Origin of the sequence: Mycobacterium branderi, from assembly GCF_010728725.1 — a bacterium.
Taxonomy (GTDB): Bacteria; Actinomycetota; Actinomycetes; order Mycobacteriales; family Mycobacteriaceae; genus Mycobacterium; species Mycobacterium branderi.
Genome location: NZ_AP022607.1, coordinates 321,010 through 343,032, shown reverse-complemented (window position 1 = coordinate 343,032; position 22,023 = coordinate 321,010). Strand labels below are relative to the sequence as shown.

28 protein-coding genes are annotated in these 22,023 nt (G+C 64.6%); 12 read left to right on the top strand and 16 right to left on the bottom strand.

Going from position 1 to position 22,023, the window contains the following annotated elements:
• Positions 1 to 70: 70 nt before the first annotated feature.
• Positions 71 to 472: a hypothetical protein gene (locus G6N47_RS26670; protein WP_083132726.1), complete on the bottom strand. Its 402-nt coding sequence runs from the start codon at positions 470 to 472 to the stop codon at positions 71 to 73.
• A gap of 293 nt (positions 473 to 765) precedes the next feature.
• Positions 766 to 1,530: a class III extradiol ring-cleavage dioxygenase family protein gene (locus G6N47_RS26665; protein WP_232080432.1), complete on the bottom strand. Its 765-nt coding sequence runs from the start codon at positions 1,528 to 1,530 to the stop codon at positions 766 to 768.
• A gap of 285 nt (positions 1,531 to 1,815) precedes the next feature.
• Here G6N47_RS26665 and G6N47_RS26660 point away from each other — a divergent pair, with 285 nt between their 5' ends.
• Both G6N47_RS26660 and G6N47_RS26655 read left to right on the top strand, forming a co-directional pair.
• Positions 1,816 to 3,102, top strand: a complete 1,287-nt coding sequence (locus G6N47_RS26660; protein WP_139799580.1) for a DUF7373 family lipoprotein — start codon at positions 1,816 to 1,818, stop codon at positions 3,100 to 3,102.
• 495 nt (positions 3,103 to 3,597) lie between these two features.
• Positions 3,598 to 4,236, top strand: coding sequence for a hypothetical protein (locus G6N47_RS26655; protein ID WP_163659907.1), 639 nt, complete (start codon positions 3,598 to 3,600; stop codon positions 4,234 to 4,236).
• 88 nt (positions 4,237 to 4,324) lie between these two features.
• Here G6N47_RS26655 and G6N47_RS30425 read toward each other — a convergent pair whose 3' ends face one another.
• A complete protein-coding gene (locus G6N47_RS30425; RefSeq protein WP_372517558.1) occupies positions 4,325 to 4,624 on the bottom strand; it encodes an EspA/EspE family type VII secretion system effector in 300 nt (99 codons plus the stop codon).
• Positions 4,625 to 4,842: 218 nt separating this feature from the next.
• On the opposite strand from G6N47_RS30425, the gene G6N47_RS26650 reads away from it, so the two are divergent.
• Entirely contained in the window at positions 4,843 to 5,487 is a 645-nt protein-coding gene (locus G6N47_RS26650) for a hypothetical protein (protein WP_139799579.1), read from the top strand.
• A gap of 71 nt (positions 5,488 to 5,558) precedes the next feature.
• Here the strand turns inward: G6N47_RS26650 and G6N47_RS26645 are convergent, their stop codons facing one another.
• Together G6N47_RS26645 and G6N47_RS26640 are read right to left on the bottom strand one after the other, a co-directional pair.
• The gene (locus G6N47_RS26645) at positions 5,559 to 6,596 is read right to left on the bottom strand and encodes a hypothetical protein (RefSeq protein WP_083132722.1); all 1,038 of its coding nucleotides are present in this window, start codon (positions 6,594 to 6,596) and stop codon (positions 5,559 to 5,561) included.
• Positions 6,597 to 6,762: 166 nt separating this feature from the next.
• On the bottom strand, positions 6,763 to 7,377 hold the full coding sequence (locus tag G6N47_RS26640; protein WP_083132721.1) for a hypothetical protein: 615 nt from the start codon (positions 7,375 to 7,377) through the stop codon (positions 6,763 to 6,765).
• Between the two features lie 117 nt (positions 7,378 to 7,494).
• On the opposite strand from G6N47_RS26640, the gene G6N47_RS26635 reads away from it, so the two are divergent.
• Positions 7,495 to 7,917, top strand: a complete 423-nt coding sequence (locus G6N47_RS26635) for a hypothetical protein (protein WP_083132720.1) — start codon at positions 7,495 to 7,497, stop codon at positions 7,915 to 7,917.
• Between the two features lie 221 nt (positions 7,918 to 8,138).
• Positions 8,139 to 8,999 carry a DUF4349 domain-containing protein gene (locus G6N47_RS26630; RefSeq protein ID WP_083132719.1) on the top strand — a complete coding sequence of 287 codons (861 nt, stop codon included), beginning with the start codon at positions 8,139 to 8,141 and terminating at the stop codon, positions 8,997 to 8,999.
• Here the strand turns inward: G6N47_RS26630 and G6N47_RS26625 are convergent.
• Positions 8,996 to 9,442 carry a hypothetical protein gene (locus G6N47_RS26625; protein WP_083132718.1) on the bottom strand — a complete coding sequence of 149 codons (447 nt, stop codon included), beginning with the start codon at positions 9,440 to 9,442 and terminating at the stop codon, positions 8,996 to 8,998. The two genes, G6N47_RS26630 and G6N47_RS26625, sit on opposite strands and share 4 nt — an antisense overlap.
• Before the next feature lie 663 nt (positions 9,443 to 10,105).
• Positions 10,106 to 10,411, bottom strand: coding sequence for a hypothetical protein (locus G6N47_RS26620; RefSeq protein WP_163659905.1), 306 nt, complete (start codon positions 10,409 to 10,411; stop codon positions 10,106 to 10,108).
• A 1-nt stretch (position 10,412) separates the two neighbouring features.
• Here G6N47_RS26620 and G6N47_RS26615 point away from each other — a divergent pair, with 1 nt between their 5' ends.
• Positions 10,413 to 10,988 (top strand): sensor domain-containing protein, encoded by a 576-nt coding sequence (locus tag G6N47_RS26615; protein WP_163659903.1) that lies wholly within the window; start codon positions 10,413 to 10,415, stop codon positions 10,986 to 10,988.
• Positions 10,989 to 11,199: 211 nt separating this feature from the next.
• Here G6N47_RS26615 and G6N47_RS26610 read toward each other — a convergent pair whose 3' ends face one another.
• Positions 11,200 to 11,769, bottom strand: a complete 570-nt coding sequence (locus G6N47_RS26610; protein ID WP_083132716.1) for a hypothetical protein — start codon at positions 11,767 to 11,769, stop codon at positions 11,200 to 11,202.
• A gap of 63 nt (positions 11,770 to 11,832) precedes the next feature.
• Positions 11,833 to 12,591, bottom strand: coding sequence for a hypothetical protein (locus tag G6N47_RS26605; protein WP_083132715.1), 759 nt, complete (start codon positions 12,589 to 12,591; stop codon positions 11,833 to 11,835).
• Positions 12,592 to 12,890: 299 nt separating this feature from the next.
• Here G6N47_RS26605 and G6N47_RS26600 point away from each other — a divergent pair, with 299 nt between their 5' ends.
• On the top strand, positions 12,891 to 13,436 hold the full coding sequence (locus G6N47_RS26600) for a hypothetical protein (protein ID WP_083132714.1): 546 nt from the start codon (positions 12,891 to 12,893) through the stop codon (positions 13,434 to 13,436).
• On the opposite strand, the gene G6N47_RS26595 is transcribed toward G6N47_RS26600, so the two are convergent.
• Positions 13,400 to 13,915, bottom strand: a complete 516-nt coding sequence (locus tag G6N47_RS26595; protein WP_169717269.1) for a hypothetical protein — start codon at positions 13,913 to 13,915, stop codon at positions 13,400 to 13,402. The two genes, G6N47_RS26600 and G6N47_RS26595, sit on opposite strands and share 37 nt — an antisense overlap.
• A 159-nt stretch (positions 13,916 to 14,074) precedes the next feature.
• On the opposite strand from G6N47_RS26595, the gene G6N47_RS26590 reads away from it, so the two are divergent.
• On the top strand, positions 14,075 to 14,578 hold the full coding sequence (locus G6N47_RS26590; protein ID WP_211281508.1) for a TrmH family RNA methyltransferase: 504 nt from the start codon (positions 14,075 to 14,077) through the stop codon (positions 14,576 to 14,578).
• Between the two features lie 42 nt (positions 14,579 to 14,620).
• Here G6N47_RS26590 and G6N47_RS26585 read toward each other — a convergent pair whose 3' ends face one another.
• Positions 14,621 to 15,655, bottom strand: coding sequence for a sensor domain-containing protein (locus G6N47_RS26585; protein ID WP_232080431.1), 1,035 nt, complete (start codon positions 15,653 to 15,655; stop codon positions 14,621 to 14,623).
• A gap of 258 nt (positions 15,656 to 15,913) precedes the next feature.
• On the opposite strand from G6N47_RS26585, the gene G6N47_RS26580 reads away from it, so the two are divergent.
• The 3 genes from G6N47_RS26580 to G6N47_RS26570 all read left to right on the top strand — a co-directional run bounded on the left by G6N47_RS26580 (position 15,914) and on the right by G6N47_RS26570 (position 18,051).
• A complete protein-coding gene (locus tag G6N47_RS26580; RefSeq protein ID WP_232080430.1) occupies positions 15,914 to 17,116 on the top strand; it encodes a hypothetical protein in 1,203 nt (400 codons plus the stop codon).
• Positions 17,117 to 17,127: 11 nt separating this feature from the next.
• Positions 17,128 to 17,664: a hypothetical protein gene (locus G6N47_RS26575; protein WP_083132711.1), complete on the top strand. Its 537-nt coding sequence runs from the start codon at positions 17,128 to 17,130 to the stop codon at positions 17,662 to 17,664.
• Positions 17,665 to 17,757: 93 nt separating this feature from the next.
• Positions 17,758 to 18,051 carry a hypothetical protein gene (locus G6N47_RS26570; protein ID WP_232080429.1) on the top strand — a complete coding sequence of 98 codons (294 nt, stop codon included), beginning with the start codon at positions 17,758 to 17,760 and terminating at the stop codon, positions 18,049 to 18,051.
• A 175-nt stretch (positions 18,052 to 18,226) separates the two neighbouring features.
• Here G6N47_RS26570 and G6N47_RS26565 read toward each other — a convergent pair whose 3' ends face one another.
• The 5 genes from G6N47_RS26565 to G6N47_RS26545 all read right to left on the bottom strand — a co-directional run bounded on the left by G6N47_RS26565 (position 18,227) and on the right by G6N47_RS26545 (position 21,485).
• Positions 18,227 to 18,496, bottom strand: a complete 270-nt coding sequence (locus tag G6N47_RS26565; RefSeq protein WP_083132709.1) for a hypothetical protein — start codon at positions 18,494 to 18,496, stop codon at positions 18,227 to 18,229.
• A 9-nt stretch (positions 18,497 to 18,505) separates the two neighbouring features.
• Positions 18,506 to 19,279, bottom strand: coding sequence for a WD40 repeat domain-containing protein (locus tag G6N47_RS26560; RefSeq protein WP_139799577.1), 774 nt, complete (start codon positions 19,277 to 19,279; stop codon positions 18,506 to 18,508).
• A 161-nt stretch (positions 19,280 to 19,440) separates the two neighbouring features.
• Positions 19,441 to 19,956 (bottom strand): DUF4304 domain-containing protein, encoded by a 516-nt coding sequence (locus G6N47_RS26555; RefSeq protein WP_083132707.1) that lies wholly within the window; start codon positions 19,954 to 19,956, stop codon positions 19,441 to 19,443.
• Positions 19,957 to 20,244: 288 nt separating this feature from the next.
• On the bottom strand, positions 20,245 to 20,709 hold the full coding sequence (locus tag G6N47_RS26550) for a YfbM family protein (protein WP_083132706.1): 465 nt from the start codon (positions 20,707 to 20,709) through the stop codon (positions 20,245 to 20,247).
• 119 nt (positions 20,710 to 20,828) lie between these two features.
• Positions 20,829 to 21,485 (bottom strand): hypothetical protein, encoded by a 657-nt coding sequence (locus G6N47_RS26545; protein ID WP_083132705.1) that lies wholly within the window; start codon positions 21,483 to 21,485, stop codon positions 20,829 to 20,831.
• On the opposite strand from G6N47_RS26545, the gene G6N47_RS26540 reads away from it, so the two are divergent.
• Entirely contained in the window at positions 21,484 to 21,819 is a 336-nt protein-coding gene (locus tag G6N47_RS26540) for a hypothetical protein (protein ID WP_083132704.1), read from the top strand. The genes G6N47_RS26545 and G6N47_RS26540 overlap by 2 nt on opposite strands.
• The last annotated feature ends 204 nt before the right edge of the window (positions 21,820 to 22,023 follow it).

The following is a 22,023-nucleotide window of genomic DNA, read 5'->3' as shown; positions in this document are numbered from 1 at the left end:
CCGCAACAACAGCCAGGCAACCGGTAACTGGGATGAGAGAACCACACCGGGCCATGCGTTGCCGCAATTATCAGCTGTGCGAGGTGACCGCGGCGATAAAGGCATCCGGTTCAGTGACGCTGATATAGACGGCGCGGGGCAATCCCCCGGGCCAATCCGCGCCGAGCCAATTCGCGCCTCGCAATGCTCTTTTCGGTTCGACAGGCCGGCTGAACCTGACTTCGACGATGCCGCGTCGTGAACCATTGACAAGCCAGCCGTCTTTGGCCGGATGCGCTCCCCACGCCCAGGGCCGCTCGGCCACCTGACTCGCGGACTCGATATCGGTGAGCGGGACATCCATCCGAAAGATCCAGCCGTGCTTGATGTGCAGCGTGCCGTCGAGCACCTGAATTTTCGTCCACCTGGGCCCTACGCCCAACAGCGATGCCAGTGGCCGATACCAGCGGTCGTAGCGCATTGCGAAGTCCATCCAGATATTCTCGCCTCTCCCCGCCTGCGTCACGGGCAATACTTCGACGGGACATCACCGCCCCCATCGGTGGACGCTGCCTACGCCGACAGTGATCTGGCGATTTCACAGCTTGTTGAGGCCGCGCAGAATCTTAGTAGGAGTCGACATTGGCGGCTGCCGCGGTCAACATGTCGGCGCGGGCAAGCGCAGTCGGCGAATACCGCGAGTTGAGAATCTGGCTGGTAAGGCCGACTCGGAACTGGCCCACACCTCATCTTCCGAACCCGTTGTGTTTCACATGTTCTGGTGAGTCAGCGAACGTCGCTGCGCTGAGCCCAGCTCGCCACGAAATATCCCAGGCCGCTAACGGCTGTATCACCATGCAATCGGCCGTGGAACCGTTGCCCACTGCCAGCTCCGCCTAAAACTTGCCATGCTGCTCGCCCGGTCGCCGTCTGTAGGAACTCGGTCGGATCGAGTCGAGCGAGCGCGTCAGCGTCTGCTTGTTCCAGGGCCCGCAACACCTTGGTGTCGCACAGCCTCGCCCGTTTGCCCCACCATTCCCGTCCGCTCGCCGTCATACACGTCGACCCTTCACCCATGACGAGCATCGCGACCCGCTCGGCCCGCCCGGCCAGATCCTGCCCCAGCGCAACGCACTCCTGCGGTGAGGCATCGAAATCGATCGCTTGAAAGGCGATGTCGGCCACAATCATTCCCGCGGGTTTGGCGGTCAACAGGAGCCAGTAGCCGAGGGTGAGAGACAGCGGCAGTGGCTGCGCGTCTTCGCTATCGCTGCCCCACCCGTACTCCCAGTAAATGCCGTTCGACAGGAGACTTCCATACGCACCGGACGGGTCGAAACTCCTGGTCGTGTCATCGCCGCCGACGATCACCACCAGGTGCGGCGCATCCGCGGCAGGCGCATGCTTGCCGTCGTAGACGGGAACATTCAGCTGACGAACCGCTTCCAGACAGGCTGCACGCAACCTGTCCCACCCTTCGCCAACCTCACCGACAACGTCCGGTATCAACATCATCGGGTGCGGGCATATCGCAGCCGAGACCAGCGGCATACGCTCTCCTCACGATCAGGGCCCACACCACCTTCACACAACCGCAGGAAAACGCAACCTTCGTCTCTCGACACCTCAGCGGTATGAACACGGTACCTGGGCCCGCGCACACGTTTGTGGCGCAATAACGTTGTGTTGGTGCATGTCTCACAGCTTTCCGGTCGGCCAAAGGCATCCGCCGGGCCCGACAGCGATGTGTGACTATCCGCGGCCCGACCACAGCTTCGTCTGTGCGATTTACCGGCTCGGCCGCAATGAGCCCTGGGATACGGCACGCTTAGCGGTGTGAGTGGCTTGCGGACATACATCGAACGTCTGGGCCGGGCACTTACGTTGACCCTGACAACCATGTCGGTGGCGATGCTGGTGGGCTGTGGAGGCACGGTTGCCGGCCAAGCGCTCATGGCACCGGCGTCAGATGATGCGAACGTGGCGCTGATGGACACCGGCGTCTATCCCACCGCGGCCGGCCATCCGATCGGCACGGCCGGCGACGATCAGGTGATGCAGGGAATTTTGGAGGCGCATCGGCTGGCCGACTTTGTGGTGGGCCCCTGGCAGGTCAAGGATTTTCTAAAGCGGCGCCCTAACCTTGATTCGGCCATTCGGACAGGGCCGATCGCCACGGCCGCCGACGTGCACGAAACGCTAGACCGCCCGTTTTCAGACATCGCCGCAAGCCACGGGTTCATCGCCGGCTTTTCCAGCATGCGGGTCGCATCCCCTGCTGGTGGGGCCGAGCAAGGGTTGACCAACGCGGTCCTACGGTTTCCGGACGCGGCCTCAGCAGCTGCTGCCGGAGCCGAAATGGCAGCGTCTAATCCGACGGTGCCCGGAGACTCACCGCATGAGCCGACGACCATTCGCGGGTACCAGGAAGCGATCGCGACACGGTATACCCGTGGCGGCATACCAATCGTTGAGAGTTTCACGCCGTATGGGCCCTACGTCCTGTACCAGTCGGCCTACAGCACCGCCGACCGCCGCGCCGACACTGCCCAGAGCTTCGTGGTAGCAAGCCTTACCCTGCAGAAACCGCTGATCGACCAGTTCATTCCGACGGATCCGGCCAGGCTCGGCTCATTGCCGAAAGACCCGTCGGGACGCATTCTGGCCGCCACCCTGGCAGGCGAAGGCGCCCCGATACCGTCACTAAACGCCGGGGTATGGCGCCCGGCCGGATGGCTGCACTTCGAGGCCGACCCGCTCCAGGCAGCTGCTGCGCTACGGACAGCGGGCGTGGACTACGTCAGTCAACGCTCGGCCACCGTCTACCAAACCCGCAACGCCGAGGCCGCCGAGCGCGTGGTCAACCATATCGGCACCGAGCTCACTCACGTCGCCGGCGTTGAGCCGCTTAATGATCACGTGCCGGGCCTTCCGGAAGCCCAGTGCTATCAGCGAATAGCCGGCGCACTACCACCCACCGCACCCGGGTCTTGGCTGTGGATCCAGTGGCATTTCAAATGTGTTGCCAGGGCCGATCGCTACGCATACACCGTCTTTTCCGATACCGAGAAAGACGCAATGCAGCAAACATCAGCCCAGTACCGCATGCTCGCGGGCAAGTAGCCGCATTCATCGCGCCGACTGCGGGCACGCGACCTCCGAACGCTTCCACCCGGCTCGCGCGCTTCACCCGGGGCAGCCCGCAAAACCTGCGCTGTTCGGGCGCCAGCGTTTCCAGTCTCACTTTGCCGCCGGTGCTGCTGCGGCGCCGACAATTTTCTGATGAGTGTCGCTGCGTGGGTGGGTGAGAATGGAACCAAGGCAGCAAGCCTGGAGCCCTAGCGGCGCCGGGTGCGGCGAATCGGGGAAGCAGTGATCAGTCCGTATGGCGAGGGCCCGCGCGCCGACGACGCGTACGGCGGCGATGCGGATGGTGTCCTGTCGGGCTGGTCGTGGCCGGCGCAGTACCCGTCGGCGAGGTTCGGCCCCGCGGCGGATCTGGGCGGTTTCAACCCGCCCGCCGCACCAGCGGCTGGCCGAGCGCTGCGGGTCGTGTCTGGCCACGCGAACCGCAGGGCGGGAGTTGTGGGCGGTGTCGCCGCGGCCATCGTCGTGGTGGTGGCCGTCGTGGTCGCGGTGGTCTTCTACGGCAAGGACCCCCCATCGGGGGCCGCCGCGGATGCAGCCTCACCCGCGGCCCCCAATGCGTGGTCGGCGACCGACTGCACGCACAGTGCGTCGAGTGGGCAGGTGCCGGTCAACGGGGTGGTGTCCGCGGGAGGTTTGTCCTTCCCGCAAAATGTGGCGCCGGGCTGGCGGCCCAAGGCCGAACACCGGTTACCAAATTCGATCGACGCGATCTCGCTGGATTACACGGTTAGCCGCGTGGGCGGCCGCACCTGGATTGCTCAGGTGACGGTGGGCATCACCAATTTCGACCAGTCCTTGAGCCTGGCAGCACAGGCCAAGCTGATGTTGAGATGTGTTGCCGCAAGCGACCTATACGAGCCGTACGAGCCTACGGTGCCGGCGGCAGCACCCAAATCCGGTCATATCGATGGCGTGCCGACCGCCGAGATCGACGCTACGTTCACGGTCACCTTCGCCGATCCGACCGTCAAAGGCGACGATGTGGTGATCATCGTCGTCGGCACTAGCCCCAGCACCTATTTCCTGGGCACATCGCCCACCGGCGATACGGCTCGCCGAGACGTGGTGCAGGCGGCGGTAAAAGCGTTGCACCTCGCCGCGAACTGAGGTCGGGCTTGACGCTCATGCGCTAGGCCGGTTTACCGAGTCGAACCATGCACGCGCCGAGCGCACAGGAGGGGTGGCGCTTTCCCGGTCAGAAGCTGTTGGGCGGCCCGGTGACCGCGGAGATTGTGCTTGGCGCCGAGGGTGACCCGGCAGTGGGCTGTCGGGCCTCATCCTGCACTATTCCGTGCATCACGTTGTTGACAGTCGCCGTTATTTCTGCCCGATCTTGTTGCCGGATGTCCTGCTTCGTATAGCCCTGTGAGCCTGCACCTTCCCAATCTTTCGGAAGTGCGGAATCGAGAAGCTTAGCGAATTCCTGAAATTCCGTTGACCCGTCGCCAAATCGGTCTCCTGCATCAGGATCGACAAATCCCAATTCTAAGCCCATCGGTGTCAGGGGAAGCAAGCCGCGTCGATAATTGGTGTCTCGGCATCTGCCACGCCCGCCACGTAACGGGGCCCCCTTTGGAGATGAGTTCCTTACCAGACCACTCGCTGGTGGAGATCGTGTCAAGGTTCCCCGAGATACAGGTGCCCACCGCGCCGAAGACGGAACTATGAGAGGCTACCCGTATGCCATGGTATCCAGGTTCTGATGGGCAATACGTGACCAACTTCTGGGATGGTCAGCAATGGCTTATATCATTGACCAACTCTCACCTAATTCTTCAAGGCCGGCCGATCGCACTCGACGAAATCATGCAAGTCGCTTATTGGCACAGAACGAAGATCGGTGTTCCTGGACCAGCTAACTCCTATGGAAGTGGTATGTACATTTACCGTGGCTTTTCGGTTGTGGATAGAGGCGGGCATACGAGTTCTCTTAATTTCGACAATCCGCTGGCACGGGATATTCCAGAAAACGAGATAGCCTGGCGGGGACTAGCTGATATTTCTAGACAGTATATTGAGCCACGAATCGCGGGGCGTATTCATGAAGCGGTGCGCGGCGGGGAAGAGTACACCATCGACGATGGCTGGTGTTTTATCACGCTAACGAATCGCGGATTCACAGGTAGAGCGATGCGCACAAGAACGTATTCGTGGGCGGATTTCTATCATGTCGAGGTCAACCCCGCCTTTAATAACCTATCTCCGTCTAAGCAGGGACAGACACGGATATGGGCGCTGACCGGAAAGAAGCGTAAACTGCGTTTTGTCACCGGGCTGGACACCACCGTGCCAAACGCCGTCGTGTTGGCGTCTCTAATGCCCATGTGCGCTCAGGCCTTAGCGACGAGAATTGTTTAGAGCTGCCCTCAACGCCAACAGATTTGGGCGTCACGCGATTCGAGCACGCCGAACACATCGCTTCCACCCGGTTAGCGGTGTGGGAAGCAGACTGCGGCCACCGCGGCGTCCTCGGTGTAGATGGCCTGCATGGTTGCACCAAAGGCTTTGTCGGGGCCCGGGAGGATGTCCTCGCGCGAGTCTCCGGCATCGGCACCTCGGGAGTGCTCGACCAGTGCCACCGCTTGAGCAGACAAATCGCCGATACGACGCAGTCGCGGCGCGATCCGCGGATCCGACACCTGGTCGGCATAGCTGCGCAATTGCTGGGACCACGCCCGGTAGGCCGGGAGGCTCGCTTCGCTATTGCGTGGGTCGGCCAGCTGCCTTTTGTCGTAAATCAGGTTCACCGCGGCGCCGGCGACGCGGCAGTCCCGATCCGAGAAACTCACAAACCAAACCAGGGTCATGAAGGCGATCACCGGGATCACGATCGCCGCGATGCCTAGCCCGTACCGAAGCGGCGGCAACGCCGACGCGTCGACGTCCGCTGCCTCCGGCATGCCGGGATCTGCGGCGGCGCGCAGCACTTGCAGGCTCTCGTCAGTGCGTCGGCGGCGGCGCGCATTGGTCACCAGCTGAACCACCCACAGCAGTCCGGCGCCTGTGAGCAGACCACCAAACGCAGGCGGCAGTCGGAAGAGTTCCACCACGCCGGCGGTGATCGCCACGACGGGTATGCACCACTGTGCTGCGCGCTGCGCGCGGGTCGTTTTGCGCCGATAGGCCTGCGCCAGAGTGCCGGCGCGGATCGCGGCGGCCAGGACCTCTGGATCGCTGGGCACCTCGCCGGTGCGCAATGCCTCGAGCGCGGTCAGGCTTCGCGGGCGGTCAAGTCCGCCCAGCGCCTGCACAGCACGTTGGCGGACCGGGCGCTGGATGTACAGCGTCGCGCCCATTGCGATCCCGCACAACGCAATAACGGACAGCGCGGACAGCAGCACGCCCATCCGGTAGATGAACGTCGGGTACAGCACGTACACCACGGCGCCGACCGCGAGCGCGAAGATCGCGGCGCGCACCAGCCCCTGCACCCATAACGGCAACAGCCAGAACCGGTTGGCGATCACGTGCGGCCCCAAGCGCCCACAGCGCGGCCGACCCTGTTCTCTCGGCCTGTTTTTTTGAAAACCAAAGCCGGTCTGCCGGCCCCGGTGTCGCGCCGGGTTCTTCCCGGCCACACTCGAGTTGACCTAATCCGGGACTGAAGTGCGATGCGTTCGCCCAAGGATCCGGTCAAAACGCGTGGCTCCCTTCGGGTGAGAGCACAAATCCGCGGCTCCAGTGGTCGTCGGTGGTGCTGTCGACGACGCAGATGGTGTCCGCGGCCTTGACGCCACACGTGACGTTCGCGTGGGGGCCTTTTTCGAAGATCTTGGACCCAGCGCCAAGCAAGTGATAGGAGTTGGGATCCACGTTGTCGACGACGTCACCGCCTCGGTGCTCGTAACTGCGGTAGGTCTCCATAACGGCGAGATCCGGCACATGTTTGAAACCCGAAAGCGCTTGCGAGCCATCGCGATCCGGCTCGAAGTTACCCGGCACATTGTCCCGGGCAAGCGCATATGCATAGTTCTCGCCTGACGCGACGCCGGGAAGCGTCCCCCAGCACGCGGCTTCGGGCGGACCTGACCAGCGCATGTAGGTCATGATTCGGCACCGCACACCGTCTGGCGTGACAAATTGCCAGCCGCCGGCCCCATAGGTCGCATAGGTGCCGTAGGTGGCGGCGGCAACCTCCGCCAGGCCGTCGAGCTCTGCTGTCCCGGGATCGCCAAAGGCGGGCGGGCCGGCCAGTATGCCCGCGCATAGCGCCAGCATCGCGGTAACGGCGCGACGCAGCTTGTGCATAGGTGAATACTAAGCAGGCTTTTCGGTGCGGCAATTCATCGATTTCAACGGCGATTCGACGCAGAGGTGGCCGCCCTGGCGCACGCCTGCCTGACCTGACGGCCAGATAATGGCGGGATGGCTCCACCGTTCCTTCGCATCCTCCTGGGTGTGGTGTCGCTGATTGGCGGCGCGCTGGTGGCCTACAACCCGGCGCCGCCCGGGTTCCGGCGGAGCCATTCCCTACCCGCCACCGGCGTCATCCTCATCGCCGGTGCCATCTGGATGATCGTGGCGGCGTGGCGCGACCACCGCGATGCGAAAACTGCAGGCAATGGGCGACACACCACCGGGCGCCCACCCCGCCATGCCGCGCACGAGAGCCGAACCAGCAAGATCCGCCTCTGGGCCGGCCTTGCCGTCGCCACCCCCGCCAGCTGCTGGATGCTGTGGTGGGGCATGGATTCCGGCTATCTGTCGCTGGTCGGGCTGGGGACCATCGGCATCGCGTTCAGCGTGGTCGCGCTCATCACCCTGCTCCTACATCCCGACTCCGGGTAGACTAGAACATCAAAACCGCTTAACCAGAACGCGATTCGCGGTCCTGCGGACGACGAACGGTGGTGATAGGCCCCAACCGATGAGCGCTCGCCGCTGACCCGTAGCCACCCCGTCGGGGGGCGCTAACGCCTACTAGTCGCGCTTCCGAACGCATGGCGGCGGGCGCCTGGACGCAATTTTGGTGCGTCTGACCCCGCTGAGGCAGCTTTAGGGTTGTCGTCATGGTCACCAACCGCAAGCCGGCGCACCTGGCGCTGTTGATCGGCCTGGCGACAGTGCTCATCGCCGTGCTCTGTGGTTGCGCCGGGAACCGGCCGGTGTCGGGTGCCGGCGACCCCGCGCCGGCGGCGCCATCAAGCCCGTCGAATCAACCACAGCGCGATATCGTGACGACCGGCAACATCAGCATCACTGCAGCCGACGTCGGCAAGGCCGCGGACCGGCTGGCTGATCTCACGACCGGGATGGGCGGGCGCGTCGATGACCGCACCGAACGCACGGCGTCCGGCCGATCCGGCAGCGCCGACCTGACATTGCGCATCCCATCACAGAAGGTCGACGAATTCGTCACGAGCGCAAAACACCTGGGGACCGTCACGTCGATATCCCTGAAGCACGAAGACGTCACCAGCGGACGCGTGGATCTCGATGCCCGGATCGCCGCTTTGCAGACGTCGGTGGACCGGTTGAACGCGCTGATGAAAAACGCCGGCAGCACAGGCGATCTGCTGCAGGCCGAGGAGGCGCTGTCAAAGCGGCAGGCGGACCTCGACAGCCTGCGCGCCCAGCGCGTACAGCTCGGCGAGCAGATCAGCTACGCGACGATCCGGGTCAGTGTGTCGTCCGAGTTCGCGCCCCCGGCACCTGGATTCGTCGCCTCCGTCAAGCGGGGCTGGCACGCACTGGTGTCGTTCAGCCACGGTCTGGTCACACTCGCCGGCTTCCTGCTGCCCTGGCTGCCGGTACTGCTGATCATCGCAGCGGCCGTGGTTCTCCTGCGCCGCAGGGCCCGCCGGCGGTCCCAGGCTTCCGTCGGCGTGCAGACCGCCGAGCCGGCCTGGCCAGACGAACTCGAAAGCTAGTGCGGTCCAGCAGGCGGCTCGTCGACGTCGTCGATGGTGGCCCACCCGATGGAATCGCACTTGCTGAACTCGAGCTGAGCGTCTCGCCCCACGGTTTGGTCGATCACGTAGGCCATCCGCACCGGAAAGCTTTTCATGCCGGCGTGGATCTGCGTCCCTGCCCTGAGGCTGGCGATGATGACCGCGTACACCCACAGGAACTGGCCATCGGCATCGGTGGCAATGAATTCGGACTGCGGCCGGGTCCAGTCGAACTGCGCTGAAGGATGGTATTTGATCGCATGCTCGAGCACCGCCAAAAAGTAATCGTCGCGGTCCGGACCGGCCAAGCGACGCATCAGCTTCGCGGCGAGCGGAAGTTGTTGCTGCAGCTCGGGTACCGCGTGTGCTTCACCGAAACCGCTTTGGTCGTAATCGACCGCCCGCACGATGACTGTCGCCACGCTGATCCCTTCGAACCGCTGAGCACCCCGCGGTTATCAAAAGCCGCCGCAGCCCTAACCTACTGCACGATCCCGGTCTGCCGGCCCACGAGCCGCAGCCGCCGGAAACTGGACGACGGGCGGCTTCCCGGGACTTGTCTGCGAATTGCGGTGCCGCGCAGGCCATTGCGCGGCAGCGCACGCGTTAAATTCCCGGCCCCACGCAATGCTGGGCACTGGGAGGCTGACCGTGCTCGCATCCGCATTTCCCGTGATCCTCGTCAACGCCCGGCTGTCGATCGCACACTTGCGCACACGCCGGTTACAGCGTCGCGGCCCGCGTCAGCGCACGAAACCGCCCGGGGCGGCGCAGAGGTCAGGACTGTCGTGGGGCCAGATGGCCGCGACCGCCAACGCCCCGGGCCCCTCATTCGCACATCCGCGTCGGCGCACCCGGCGCCTGTGCGACGATGTGGCCAATCGCCTGCCATCCTGAGACCGCGTGATGGTTTCATCCGACGAGAAAGGCCCGACGTCAATGAGCGTTCCTCCGTCCGGATATCCGCCTGCCGGGGGTTTCGGGCCCGGCGGGGAGCCTGGACCCCGCCGCACCCGACCTGATGAAGACACGATCATCGCCGGTGGGCCTGCCGGCCCGCAGGGCTACCCAGGGGGCCAGCAGCCTCAGGGCTCCCCTCCGCCGGGCTGGCAGCCCTGGGCGCCGTCGTGGACGCCGCCGACCGGCCCGCCGCCCGGCGGGCGGAGTAGCGGCCGGTGGTGGCTGATCGGGGCGGTCGTCGTGGTGGTCGCTGCCCTGGTCGGAACCGGGGTTTGGTTTGTTGCCGGCCGCGTCCATAAATCCGAGTCGTCCACGACGGCGTCGAGCAGCTCGGTGGCGCCGGCGTCGAGCTCAGCGCCGAAGCCGACTTCGACGGCGCCGAGCTCGGGCAGCGCCGCACCCTCGACGACCACGCCCGGCGCCGGGGCCAACGTGTCCGCTGATGCACTTCCCGGGCTGCTACTGGACCCCGAAGCCCTCGACTCGCTACTGGTCACCGATGGCCTCAAGGTCATCAAAGACACGTCGGACTTCCCGACGGGCACCGCCACGCCGGCGGATTGCCTGGGCACAGTGGCGCCGGTCGAGCAGCCGGTCTACGCCGGCTCCGGCTTTGGCGCCATGAGGCTCCAGCAGTTGCACCAGGCCGGTGAGCAGTTCCAAAACGACGTGGCCCAGGCGGTGGTGTCGTTCGGCAACGCCGGGCAGGCCAAAGCATTTGTCGATACCCAGTCGCGCAAGTGGTCGGGCTGCGCCTACAAGACCGTGAACGCGACACTGGGACACGGGCCCAATCAGGACTGGCACGTGGTGAATCCGTCAAGCAGTGCCGGTGTGCTCACCGTGTCAACGTCCGTGCAGGTCTCGGGGACCGGCACGTGGGGCTGCCAGCGCGCGCTCACCGCCAAGAGCAACGTGGTTATCGACGTGCGGCTGTGCTCGGCCAGCGGCAGCAGCCAGGCCCCCGACGTGACCAACGAAATCGCCAAACGGATCTCCGGGTCGTAGCGAGCGGGTGCGCTGCGGCGCGCCGTTGCGAGAGGTCGCCTCCTAAAGACCGGGTTGGTAGCCGCTCTCGGGCCTCGGGCCGAGAACCGTTGTAGGTGATCGACCGACGTCTGGTCGCGACGTGAAGCCGACGATCGGGACGGATTACCTTCTGCCACAGGAGGTCTCGACTGCAAGCTGCGGGCTTGGATGACGGCGGCTTTGGATAGATTCAGCGGGTCGGCGCGACCAGGGAGACGAGTTCTGTTCCGTCGTCGGACAACTGCACGAGTGTGGTGTTTATCCGCCACAACTGGTGAAGAGATCCGATCGGCGATCTGACCGTCCACAGGGTGTCGCAGGTAGCGAGATCGAATGCTTCGGTCACGCCGCCGACATTGGGGTTGCCGTACTCCGCCACTGCCGCGCTTCCGTCGGTGCCGATGTAGGAGGCGGAATCCAGATGGTAGTCACACCCCTTTCCCTCGACACCAGTTCGTAGGTTGTATTGATGCCATGCTGGGCCGTCTTCGTTTGCGGGCGCTCCAACGTAGAGCGTGGTGCCGATCAGTCGCGTTTCCACGGGCCGCCCGTCGGCCACTTCCAGAAGCTTGCCCCCGTCAGGGGTGTACACCGCCCAAGTGTTGCGAAGTGCCTCGACGAGCGGCAGGTCCAGTGCCGCCGTGTTGAGGCTGCCTTCAATGCTTTTCCGGCTCATCCGCTTGCCGGTGTCGTCGAAGAACTGAACGCGCGGAAGGTCTTGGCCGATACGGATTTCCGCGGCGAATCCGCCCGGATACAAGACGGTGGTCTGCTGTTCGGCGTTATCGGCCAGATCCGGTTTGACGACCTTGCCGTCGGTGAGTTAAAACACTACGCGCCCATCGGATCCGCGGCCTGGCGTGGTCTGGCTGGCCAGCGTCAAAGTTTCGGTGTCGTGGGGAGGCGCATAAAGCTGGTCGACATCTCCATCACCGGGTATGAACCATGTGGTTTCAGCCTTGGGCCCGATACCGTAAACGCCTTGAAACTGCGTCATGGCGACGGCGTAGATCCCGATCTGATGAACAGCGAGTTTCCCCGAGTATGTGCGGAGATCGGTCGGGCCGGTGTAGGATACCCGGCCGGTCTGAGCGTCGATCACCCAGGCGGTGACGTTGTCGATATCGCGCGTAAGGCACAGCACGGCATCGGGCCCGTTGAGGTAACAGCGAGGTGCGGGTTTTCCGGGGGACACCGGTAACGGCACCGCGGGAAACAAGCGGTGGCCGTCGCGGACATTGATCCCGGCCAGCCACCATTCCCGCCCGGGTCCGCCGGCGCTGCTGGCTCTGAAATATGCATCGTCGCCAAGGTTTCCGACGAACGGCCACGATTCGAACGCGTCTTCGTCGGTGGCAATTCTGCTCGGTCTGGCATCACCGGGTGTCAAAGCCGGCAAGCCGAGATCGGTGGCGGTGGTGCGCCAGCCTGGGCCGGGCTGCACGCGCATCGACGGGAGAAATGCCTGCGCCGGCGGTCGCCAGGTCAGCCGGGCGCTGAACTCCTCAGCGTGTTTTCGCCACAGGATCACGAGCGTGGCCGCGACGACCACGATGGTGGTCACGGCCAGTGCCGCCAGCACGATTGGCCATCGTCGACGTCGGCGCGGAGTCGGCGGATCTGGTTGGTTGAAGGTCACGCGGAGAACTCGCAGACAAGGGCGCGGTGGTGGCGCTCAGCAGGTCGGGTCATTGTGGTCGTCACGATAGTGGTGCCGAAGATGATTGCCTGTTCTGCGTTGCAGGTGTCCGACGATTGGCGCGGCACTCACTGGCTCGGTATGCGGACTGCCCTCCTTGGTCACGGCGATATGGTGTCTAACCGAAGGATTCAGGGTGTTCGTAGGGCTTTGATCCGAGTGGACGGGGTCGATAATCGGGCATGGCGTATTTCGGCATTCCGGGCTACCAACCGCAGTGGCTCAGCGACCGCAGCGCGGTGATCGCCGCCCACGGCGGGCGGCTTGCGTCACTCATCGGCCGCCGGCTCACCGACGGCTGGCTGGTGTGGGACCACCGCTACGCCGCGTGGCTGGCCGATTGCCCGGTAGTGCTGAACTTCGGCGGCGAGCAAATCGAGATCTGCCACCAGGAGTTCGATCAGTTATCCATCACCTGGAACATCATCATCCCCACTGCGCGCATCGAGTGGTCGGACGCTGATGACACCACTGGGTCCGCTCGCCTCGAATGGCGAAACGACGCAGACCCGAGGCTCGCCGCATTCAACGGCCGCCGACTGGTGAGTATCGACCTACTCGAATGGGATGGCCGCGCCGGCGATTTCGGTAACGGCACCCTGGCGGTCAGTTTCGGCTTCGGCCCCGAGCGGGTCACGATCGCCAACGGTCTCGACGAAAACATCCTCGAGTTCGGCCGGCCTCACTCGTGCTACCGCAGCCATCCCATCGCGTCGGCGCGACGGTAGTGCACCAGGGTTCGCTCGCTGTTGTCATCGACAAATACTGCACGGCACGCGAATTCCGCATGCGCTGTGGCGTCCGACCTGGTTTGTGATTCGGCATCGCCATAGACAGCCCAGACTGAGCGCACCCGGCGCGCATCGGATCTCAGCCACATGCGGTCATCCTCGGCCAATGGATCTTTACTCGCGCGCAACGCGCTAAACCGCGCCGTGGTGGGAGCAACGAGATCGTCGCGGACAGCCTTTTGGCAGTTTGCTTGCGCGAGCGCGCCCGGTGGGTCGGTGGGGCGCCAACCGAGCGGGTCGGTGAACATCGCGCATGGAGCCGCCACGCTCATCAGTACGGCTACCGGTGCAGCAATGGTGATGAGTCTGCTCAGCGCTGACGTTGCCCGCAGATGCGCTGAACGTACCTCGCGCGCTTCGGGCTTATCGGACACCCAAGGCATATCCTCCTGCTCGCCGGCCCTGAAGGCGGACACACTGTGAGAGCAAGCCTAACGGCGCTGCGCCCCACCGCCTCGATGATTGTCGGGTGATTGTGCGACGATGGTTGGCGTGACATCACCACAGCGCTGCGGGAAAGGCGTTCCCGCCCGGCTTTGACGCGCGGGCCCGGCGGTTCGCCGGGCGCGCCCCGCATACGGACCCGCTCGGAGATCCACCGTCAGCGAAGACCCCGCCGGCACCGGTGCTGGAACCATTTGATCGTGGCGCCGCTGTGGCCCCGGCACGGCGTCAACCTGGGCACGCTGCTGCGCACGTGCGATGCGGTCGGGGCATGCATGGCTGTGCCACACCTTCCCTGGGCGCCCGAGGCGCTGCGAAAGGGAAATACGTTGCGCCAAAGCTCTTGTGTGCACTGGATTTACGGTGGTGTGTCGCGGTGGCTAGTGCGACAGCGCGCCAATGGCACACAGATCGTGGGTGTCGAACTCACCGACGAGTCTATCCGGTTGGGCGACCTGCCCGCCGCGCGCGCCCGTACCGTGGTGGTGCTCGGCAACGAAGGCAGCGGGATACCGCCCGAGGCGTTGGAGGCACTCGACGTCGCGGTGGAGATACCGATGATCGGCAGCGGCCATAGCCTTAATGTCGCGGTGGCCGGATCACTGGTCCTCTATAAACTCGCCGGGTTCTTGTAGCGGCGTCCAGCCGGGATTGGCTGGCGGGGAGGGCTTTTCGCCTCAGCTCAGATCGCTGACCCGGTCTATCATCTGCCGGGCGAGGTCGATGCCGGCGGAGGAAGGCTGATCGGAGAAGAAGGTGACGTCGACCTCGACCAGGCAATTCACCCGGACACCGATGGCGCGCGCGTGGCGAAGCGGCGTTGTGACGCGGGTATGCATGGTGGCCGAGAGCACGGAATTGGCGACCCTCACCTCGCTGATCTGATGCGTCGAGAACAGCTTGCCCTCTGGGTCGTCCTCCGTCACCGTCGTCCCGTCACAGCGCTGCCACTGCTGCGAGAACTGCGCGAAGAGGCTGTCGGCGTCGGCCGGCGCACGCAGCGCGACGACGCTTTCGTCCACGCTGATCACCGCGGGGTCTTGCGAATAATCGGTGGCGTTCCACCACTGCTCAACGGCGACCTGCTTGACAGGACCGGATCGGTACGCGCTTTCTTCCGCTTCGACCACGACCCCGACGCACTCGTGCGGCGAGACATCGTCCGACGAGAACCCGGCGAATAGCTCATCGGAATCCCCGAAACGCGGCGGAGAATTGGGGTCCTCGCGGAAGGACTGGCCGAAGTACTTTGAAAGCTGTGCCTCATCGAGGAGGATTTTTTTGACGGTCTCACCGGTGAGCGGGCGCGGCGGCAGACCGGGTGCCGGCTTGACGGCGCCGTCCACGACGCGAGTACAGCCCACGGCCACCAGCGCGGCCGCCGTCACGGCCGCTACCCGCCCGATGAGCTTCACCACTGCCACCTTCTGCTGTTCGCTGAGGATTTGATCGTAAGGTTGCCGGTGGCCTCCAAACGGCACCAATTTCGCCGACCCACCTGCGGGGCCGACCGACGAGAGATGGCCCGGCTGGCGCTGCTCGCTGTTGCCAAGTTGTTCGCCGGCAAGTGGCCCATGGGCGGTTCGGGCCGGCGCGAACGGTCTCGCACCGCGGATCGGCCAGTCGGCACCCGACGAGCCCCAGACGGCTATGGCGGCGCGGGACCCGCCCGACAGCGGTTGCTGAAGCTGTTCAATCGCGCTGACTGCCAACCGATCTCGGCAACGGCGGCGCCGGTGGGTACTGATCTGATCACTACGATCAACGCGCCCGGCGCCACTGTCATCGTGTGCACCGACGACACCGGCAGCTACCTCGACGGCTACTCGCCCCGATCGGTGGGCCACTGGTGATGCCTTCTGGCCTGCGCATGCCGTGCAACGTCGAGGGGTCGCCCTGGCTGCAACGGCACCCCGGGCGGCGCGAAAACTCCGGCCATAACCGTGCGTAGCGCCTCTAGACTTTGTCGCATGCCCCAGGCCATCAATGTGCGGGAGGCTTCGGTGCTGTCGGCGGCGGCGACGGTGGCCGAGCACTTGGAGCGGGCTGCACAGCCCGGGCCCGTCCCGGTCGCCAGCGGCGCGTCCCCGGTCGATGCGGCCGCGGCGGCGGTGGCGACCACCGTGCGCACCAAGGTCACCGCGATGTCAGCGCAGCTAGCGGGCAAAGGACCGCAGATCCAGGCCACGGCCCAGCAAGCCGTTCAGGCCTTAGACGCTCAAGACTCCGACAACGCCGCCCAAATCGGGGCAGTGAAGCCCGACCCCACCGAGGAGCGCAAACCCACAATCCGGCCCGTCGACAACCAAACCGGTCCCGACGACCCCGCACCGCCGCCCAACGATCCCCACATCACCGGACCGGCTGCTCCGCCCCAGCATGAGCAGGACCAGTACGACTTACAGGACCAGTTCCAGGACGGCCAGGGACCCGTTTTCGGCGGCGATCCGCGAGCCGGTGTGCCCCGCAGCCCGGCTTCCGAGCTGGCGCAGGGCCCACCGGGCACCCGGCCGCTGCCGACGGGTACCGCGCTCGGCCCGGGGAACCACCGGTATGGCTTTTTCAGCAACGCACCCAATACCCCGCCGGCCGACAACACGATCAACCCGTTTGTGAGCAACGGTTCGGTGTGGGACTACACCGACCCCTTGCATCCGGTGAAAGTCGGTGACCTGCCGGGCATTTTCCAGGCAAGCGGCGCATACGATCCGGCCACCAACCAGATGGTGATCATCGGCAACACCAGCGACCGCATCGGCGACACCGCCCGCGGCCTCTGGGTGTCCGACCCGATCGACCCGGCCCATCCCAATAATTGGATCAACACTCTGCATCGCATCCCCGGCGACGTCGGCCTTGCCGGTGATCGGGAAAGTCAGCTGGTCGCACTCAAGGGCGGCGGATACATGTTTGTCGGCGCGACCAAGGACGGTCCGGTGTCGGCCATAACCGCCGCCACACCACAAGGGCTAATCGGCGCCACCCCGCAAACGCTGATAGATCAGGGCCAACTCCCAACCGTTTACGGGCCCACTGTCATGGGGACGTCGCTGGATCCGGCGAGCGGACTCGAAACCATTCAACTGCGGGTAAGCACCTGGCCCCCGAATCCGGCAGACCCGGACTTCTACGATCCCCATACGTGGACGACCACCTTCGGCGTCCAACACTGAGGCGACAACCCGTGCTGAACAGAACACCGATAGCTATCATCGCCAACACTTTTGCGGTTGCCTGGCTCGGTGTCGGTCTCGCCGCGTCCGGCGTCGCGTCGGCCGCCCCGCCGGGGTTTCCCGATCTGGGTGCATTCCAGCCGGTCGATCCCGCACGCTATACCGCCGCGCCCCGGGCCGGCGGCGCGGCCTATTTCGTTACCCCGGACGGAATCCAGTGCATCATGCCCACCCCCTACAAGCCGGGCGATCATGTCAGCGCCGGCTGTTCTGGGCCGCTGCCCGGGCTGCCTCCCGACGCTCCGGTGGGAAGCGACGGCTGCTCGGCGGTGGGATCACCGACCTCGCTGCCGACAGACCTCGGTCCCTACAGCTTTCAGAAAGGCACGGGCTGCCCGATCATCACCACGCCGCTGCTCGACGTCGGCCAGAAAATAACCAAAGGCGACATCACCTGCCTGGTGGGCGCTGACCGGCTGACCGCCTGTATCGACCCGATCCTCAACCGCGGTTTCGTCCTTCAACCCGCCGGGTCGTGGACCTTCTGAGCGCCGCGCCAACTGAACTCCGCTGCATCTGTGGGCGCACGGCGCTTGATTCTGTGGGCAAAATAGGCCCAGGCAGACGCGTATCATCGTCTCGTGAACGCGAATCGTGCAATGGCACTGGCAGTGGCGGTAAGCGCCGCCGCAGTGGTGTTCTCACCTGCCGCCGCGGCCGATCCCGGTTCACCGTCCTACGATCTTGGCAAACAAGCCATCGATGACGCGGCCCGTCAGAATCCCCTGCACGTCGCAAACGGTGATCTGGCGGGGTACTGCGACACGCTGCTCAAGTGGGAACTCAAAAGCGGGAAGCTTGCCAAGGTGGACTCGCGCGGCGATTTCATCGCCGGCTGTCAAGACGAGGGCCGGGCGATCCTGGGGTCGCAATAATCGCCACAGCCTGATTCGATACTGCAGGAGCTGGCAATCCACCGAAATCCCCGCGGTTTCTCGGTGGTGGAACCCTTCGCGGGAATCCGCGTATTATCAAAGCGCCTGTTGCGGTGAGCTTCAGGAAGTGAGCCCGGCTCCTCTCCGGACGGTGAGTGGCCGGGCTTCGCCGCGTTCAGGGTTTGCCCGACGGGTTCGACAATATCTTGGAGTTGAAAACTCCCCTGAACAATAACAACAGGCTGACTACGACGATCACTGCATTGACGTAGCTTCCGGGCGGATGCATGACCGGAATTAATAGAATAATCACGCAGTCGACTGCCAATGCTATTTTCGGCCACGTTCTTTCTACCGTTCCGCGGCGAGTTAAAACCACAAGCAGAATCACGAGCAGAATGATGTATAGCAGTGATGCCAGAATCCACCAATAATCCTTGAGCATGGTTAGGTTCTACCTATCATCATCGCAGCGAGCCGGCGACCCAAACGTCCTCATCGATATCTTCTTGGGAATCTGCGAGGCGATGTCCCATACTCCCAGCGCGCCGTCGTAGCTGACGCTGACCAGCAGGGCCTTACTCGGGTGGATAGCCAGCCGCTTCACCCCCGCATCGTGCGCCTTGACTCTGGTCATCTGGGCATGCCGCACAGCAACGATCGCTCCGCGCTCGTTGGCCCCATTCAGCGCGTCGTCGAAGGTGACCACCGCATTGTCGCGTTGTTCTTCGCTGCCCGGGCGAATGTCTTCGAAGAGCTGTTCGTCGGTCCAAGGCCAGCGCCTCATCTCGCCGTCATCGCTTAACGAGACCAATTTCTCGCCGTCTTCGGTCCAGTCCACCCATACGACGTCGGCGGTATGACCGGACAGTCTTGCCACCAGATTGCCGGTGAAGTCGTAAACCCGGACGTAGTAGTCGCGCGCGGCGGTGGCGATCAATTGCTTGACCGGATGGAATGCCGCTATTTCCACGTCGTCGTCCTGATTGCCGAATAGGGCTTTCAACGACAGCTCGGGCTCGCGTTGGGCATCGCGCCCTGGGTGGCTGCAGAGCCGCGTGGTTGCAATAGCGGTCCCGTCGGGTCCGCGGTGGCGGCTTGCCCGGTGCATGTCGGTGGGTCTCATCTGCAGCATTCCATGGGTCGTGGCGGGTGTCTGCGATGAGTATATCGGAAGGATCCGTAGCGGTGCGACGGTAATATTGAAGCGCGCTTTTAGCCCTTGCATTGTTCTCCTGCACTCACACGCACGACCGCCGCCGCACCGCAGGCCCGCTGCTGTTCTGGCCGTACGTCCGCGACGTCACTGGCCGGCGCGGGCGCCGGCCAGAAGGCCCGGATGGTTCCCGCGCGGACCCCACGCCGCGCGATCACCACGCAGCACCGCGGTCAGGAAAGTTCAGATACCTTCGATCGAAGCCATGGCACGGCATAAGTGATCAGGTCGGCCAGCACGTCGTCTCGAACTGGGGCGGGATCGGCGCCGCGGATCAACGACCACCACTTGTCGGCGCGCTGCGGGGTGAGCCAGCCGATCCGCTCCACCGTCTGGCCCAGCCAGTACCGCACTGTCGGGGCGGGCGCAGCAGGCAGATGCGGCAGCTCCGCGCGTTTGCGCTCCCATTCGTCTGTCGTGACGAACGAGAGATTGACGGTGAACCGCACCTCTTGCCGATCGCTGAACCAAGATTTCTGGAACCCCAACTGCGCCCAGCACACCGTGGAGGGCAATTTGAACCTGCCGTTGGAGCCCCGCAGCCCAACCGAACGTAATGCCGGTGCGAAATCCGACTTCACCAAGTCCCGGTACACCTCCCGCGGCGAGGTGAGCCCATCTTCGTCGGACACCGGTACCCGGCGGCGATATTTCCAGGCGAGGTAGCGGCGCAGCGTGCTGTCGTCCACTCAAGCAGTATGCCGAGAGGTGGCGCCTGTGCGATTTTCGTTTCCAGACAAGCGAGGCGGCCCCGTGGAGTCGCCGCCCCCTTGCCCCCTCGTCACCGGTCGCGAAGTCTCATTTCGTGTCTCATGTAAGGCGCCGTGGTTCCCGATTGTCAGCGGGCAAACAAAGCGGCGCCGGTCGCACCGGCTGGCCCGGCCGACCAGTACGCCGCAAGCACGACAGCACACCCGAGCGGGCGCTGGTCGCAGTCCTCGGTAGCCTGGAATTGCGCCGTGCTGCACCGAAATCCGCTATCCCGATGCCATCAACACGGCGCCGTTTCGGGCCGCCGCATCGGCGAAGAACCGCACCAGTTTCTCGTAGTTGTTTTGCAGATACTCCGTGTCATCGGCGTTCCAGGCCATCGGATATACCTGCTGTGCGTTCATCGCCTCGGCGTCGAAGTGCGCGGCCAATTCGTCGAACGGGGTGGCCGCCAAGTGCGCCGCGATCTCGGCGACCTGGGCGGTGGACAGACCGAAATAGATGTCGCCGCGGCCGTTTTCGATCGGTTCGCCCGGCATCTCCAGCGGCGCCAGGTACACCGGCACGCCGGCCGCCGACAGCAGGAACTGTATGCCGTCGATCGCTTTGTCGACATAGCCGCTGGGTTCCTCGCGGTCCCTCCACAGGAATTCGTCGAGCCCGGCGGGGTCATCGATCAGCTTTGCCAACTCTTCGCTGCGCAGCCTGATGAAGCTCGTGACCATTCCCATCTCGTCATCACCTTTCCCGTTCGCGGCGGCCGCGACGCAGATTCAGCCTAAGCGCGTCGTGCGGGACCACCCGGCACCAATTTCGTTGCGCGAGGACACCGCAACCGTTCAGGGCACCGTCAGCGATAAATGGTGGCCACCCAGGGCTGTGTGCAGAATCGCTGCGCTGCGGTCGCCGGATCGATCCCGGCTGCCCGCAGCGCCGCCATCCGCGCTTCCCGCGCGCCGGGCGGGTAATCGGCAGTGCTCAGCCGGCACTCGGTGTTTCCGTTTAGCACCCAGTCATGGTCATCGCCGGGCGCGTTTTCCCGGCCGGACACCTGCACGTCGAGCAGCGCCACCTCGACCAACTTGTTGTCCACCCACTGATACAGGGTGACGACTCCTGACGCCGCACTGCTGTGGGCATAGTTGCCGAAGAATCCCTCCGGCGTTTGGTAGAAGCGCCGGAACCCGAAGATTTCACCGGCGCGCACGAAAAGCGGCGGCGCGGTCAGCCGCCACACGGCCATCGGTTCGCCGCCGGTCCCGCCGATGTCGGTGACCACCAACAGCTCGGGTGTGCCGTCGCCGTCGATGTCCTGCAGAAGCGGCCCGGCACCGGTCTCCCCGATACGGTCCGCGGGCTCTTCGAACTGCTGAACCTGGGCGCCCTTGCTGTCGAGCACGAACGACCATGCGGGATCGCTCGACACGGCAAGTCTCAGCTCGGCGTTGATCGTCAGCACGCAGCGCACATGCTGGTCGGCCAGCTTCGGCTCGTATCCGATGCTCATGGCGTTGCAGTCCGGTGGCGATGCCGGTGGCGCGCCGGCCCCGGAGGATGCGGGTGTCACCCGGTTCGCCGGCGGGCTTGCAGATGTGAAGGCCGGACTATTTCCCGGCCCGCATCCGGCGGTCATCAACGCCAACGCGGCGACAAGCGCCATGGCGGCGGACCGGACCAGCGCCACCGCGCAAGCCGACCGACTGTTCACGCGCAGTCGGCGACTGTCCACCTGGTCAGCATACGGGCGCCCGCTATTGGTATCGCGCACCAACTTTGCGGATTTTGGCTGCGGTTGCGCCGGGCTTTGCAGCGGGCCGAACCTGGTTGGCCGCGGCCTGTGATGCCAAATAGGTTGCAACACTGGGCTAATCGTGCCCGTTCGGCGTCGGAGATCTGCTTCGCCCGTTGTGGGGCGCGGTGAACAACGCGGCGGCCCTTGGTATTCAGAAGCAGGATCGTTCGTCACTGCTGTCCCCGGGGTATCGCAATCCGACACCACCGCTGAAAGGAAGCGCAGGAAATTTGGTGCGGGAGGACCCCTGCGT